We start from the raw sequence: 2886 nt of genomic DNA, 5'->3' as shown, positions 1-2886 counted from the left end.
AAACAAGGCCATTCTTTCCGCGATATCTGCGATGAGTGAGGCAAAGAATCGGCATGAGATATTTACGGGATTAAACAATGTCCTCAAAAAGTACATCAGCTTCGATGATTTTATTGTACTGACTCGTGATGGTGAACGATATCCCTTCAAGACATTGATATCAACTAATAGCGTATTTGATAATGTATCCTGGTTACACGGTAACACCTATCAAAGAGCTCTCAATGGTGAATGCATTCTACTGTTCGAGCCAGATAAACTCGCTGAGTTTGTTAACTTAAACAGCTTTATAAAAAGCCATGTAAACTCGGTCGTTTTAACTGGTATACGTTCAGAAGTAACGCAAACCGTAATCCTACTTATTGGAGCTCAGAAAGGGCACTTTAGCATAGAGAATAAGGAAACCTTGAGGCGGTTTCGTCCCTTAATTGAAAGGGCGGTCATTGATATCGAGACCAAAGAGAAGTTACAACGTATCGTTGAAGTAAGAACAACTCAGCTCGCTAAAGCAAGAGAAGAAGCAGAGCTTGCGAACCGGTCTAAGTCGGAGTTCTTAGCGATGATGAGTCATGAAATAAGAACCCCTTTAAATTCCGTTCTTGGAATGCTAGATATACTGAAGCAATCAACCTTGTCAGAAGAACAAATTGATGCTTTGAGCCAAATGGAGTGCTCTGCAGAGTTACTTCTCGCGATAATCAGTGACATTCTTGATCTTTCTAAAATCGAGTCAGGTCGCTTTCAGCTCAATGAACAATGGATTAACTTAAGAGACACTGTCACTTTTGTTATTTCTCAGCAAAAACAAATCGCTAAGAAGAAAAATCTTAAATTCAAGCTCAACTGTACTGTCACTAATGACAAACAATTTTGGATTGACTCCACGCGGTTATCTCAAATTCTGTTTAATCTAATAGGGAATGCAATAAAGTTTACAGACGAAGGTGAAGTAAAAGTTTCTGTATCTGAGCAAGATGCTGAACTTGTGATCTCAATATCTGACACTGGAATTGGTATATCTAAAGCAAAGCAAGAGCACTTGTTTACGGCATTTCATCAAGGAGACCGTTCCATCACGAGACGCTTCGGTGGTACAGGACTGGGGCTCGCAATAACCAAGCATTTAGTTGAAATGATGCGTGGCAAGATTGCCGTTAAAAGTGATGAGCATGTTGGTTCAACCTTTACGATTTCGATTCCAGTTTTGACTCGTTGCAATCAAAATCGTCCAGTTAGAATCGAAACCAATCAACCGACAAAAGCAATGGAACTTCTCGTCGTAGAAGATACCGAGTCGAATCAGTTCGTAATAAAGCTTATCTTAAATAAGCTTGGCCATAATGTTCATATCGCAAGCCATGGAGCAGAGGCATTAACATTTTTAGAGGAGAATGAGGATTTAATCGATTTGATTCTCATGGATGTCTCGATGCCAGTGATGGATGGAATTACCGCAACAAGACTTATTCGAGATAAAGGCCTCAAGACTCCAATTATAGCGTTAACTGCACATGCGCTAGAAAGCGATAGAGATAAATGCCTGGATGCCGGGATGGACGGATTCATTTCCAAGCCTGTTAGAAGACAAGATATATTTGAAGCTATACGGTCATTTCAATAAGTAAAAAGGCGTTAATATAGATCTTAACAATCGATAGATTATTAAGATCTATATTAAGTATTTTATGGTAAATAACCATTATGTTTAATGCTAAAGCCCTTAAATTTAAAATCTGCAAGGGAATAGGAGCATACTCAGACAACATTTAGCGTACAGCAATATACAATTTAACATAATATACATAATGCGTACCAAGGGGTGGGGTCTCAAAGCAATAATGTCCGGTTTTAGCTACTTTAAAATGTCCTCCTAAGATTAACAACATTGTTTGCTTTTGAGGCTTTAACCGAGGTTCCTGTGGACTTGCAATCGCTAGTTTGGTTTGTGGTTATGCTTACGAAGCAAATCAAATCTCTTATTGAAAATTGATGCGCGCTTAGTCCTCGACTTACTTTACTGGTGTGTTCTTCCTTAAACACCTGAGAATCAATATATCTATGATGGTGACGGCCAACTCACTGAGTTCGCCATTCAATGTCATAACTACTTTAACGAACTCAAACGCGCTGCTGAGCAAAAAGCCTTTCATGCTCGTCTCGTACAACAGCAAAAATCAGCTAAACGCTCTACACGAACTCAGTTCACTCGCTCTTAATCAAGGCGTTCTGAAACATTTATAAGCCTGTGGTTATATGGAGGCGAATGTACTTTTCGGGGTATTTGTAACGATAGCGTTTTCCTTTCTTCAAGTTGGACTTAACGTACCTACACACTTTTTGGTCACCACTACTCGTTACTCTTTTTATTACTGCGTTTTTACTTTTGTGCTCCATTTCTATCATGACGTCACAATAACCTTGATAGTCATCAAACTTATTGTCTACTTTCTTTTGAAGCTTAGTCTTAATCTTTTTAGCCAACAGGTTCGTTTCTGAATCGTCAGCAAAAACTGAAGTACTTGCAAAGATCAGTATCATTAAAGTTACAACGTATCTCATCGTTTTGGTCCGTTTATGTTGTTGATTGTTCGATGATAAGTAATTTTTCTGTAGATACGAAAATGGGACGCCACATTGCGTCCCATTTAACATGATGAAGTAACTGATATGTAATTAAGCGCGCTTCTTGCCTTTGTTTGCTTTGAAGCCCTGATGCGGAAAAACGTTACGAATCCTCTGTTGAACTTTTTTGGGAACGCTTTTGGAAAAGCTTAAGCGCATTCCTGTCCGTTGGCTATACACCTTCATTTCACCAGTAAACGGGTTATGCTCACTAATATCCTGTAAGTTGTGTTTGAAAGAAGGAGGTAGATGCCCTTTTACGTT

Annotated in this window: 3 protein-coding genes; 1 reads left to right on the top strand and 2 read right to left on the bottom strand. The window is 39.0% G+C overall.

Features of this window, described 5'->3' with window-relative positions; genetic code table 11:
- A partial coding sequence (locus IQR33_RS16060; protein ID WP_193843852.1) for an ATP-binding protein occupies positions 1–1621 on the top strand: 1621 nt, incomplete at its 5' end.
- Positions 1622–2235: 614 nt separating this feature from the next.
- Here the strand turns inward: IQR33_RS16060 and IQR33_RS16055 are convergent.
- Positions 2236–2559, bottom strand: coding sequence for a hypothetical protein (locus IQR33_RS16055; RefSeq protein WP_017634287.1), 324 nt, complete (start codon positions 2557–2559; stop codon positions 2236–2238).
- A 114-nt stretch (positions 2560–2673) separates the two neighbouring features.
- Positions 2674–2886, bottom strand: a 213-nt coding sequence (locus IQR33_RS16050) for a DUF3634 family protein (protein ID WP_193843851.1), incomplete at its 5' end; no start/stop codon positions are given.

The organism is Vibrio sp. OPT46, from assembly GCF_015163535.1.
GTDB classification, from domain to species: Bacteria; Pseudomonadota; Gammaproteobacteria; order Enterobacterales; family Vibrionaceae; genus Vibrio; species Vibrio alginolyticus.
Note: the sequence above shows the minus strand (reverse complement) of the source record. Positions and strands in the feature narration are given on the sequence as shown.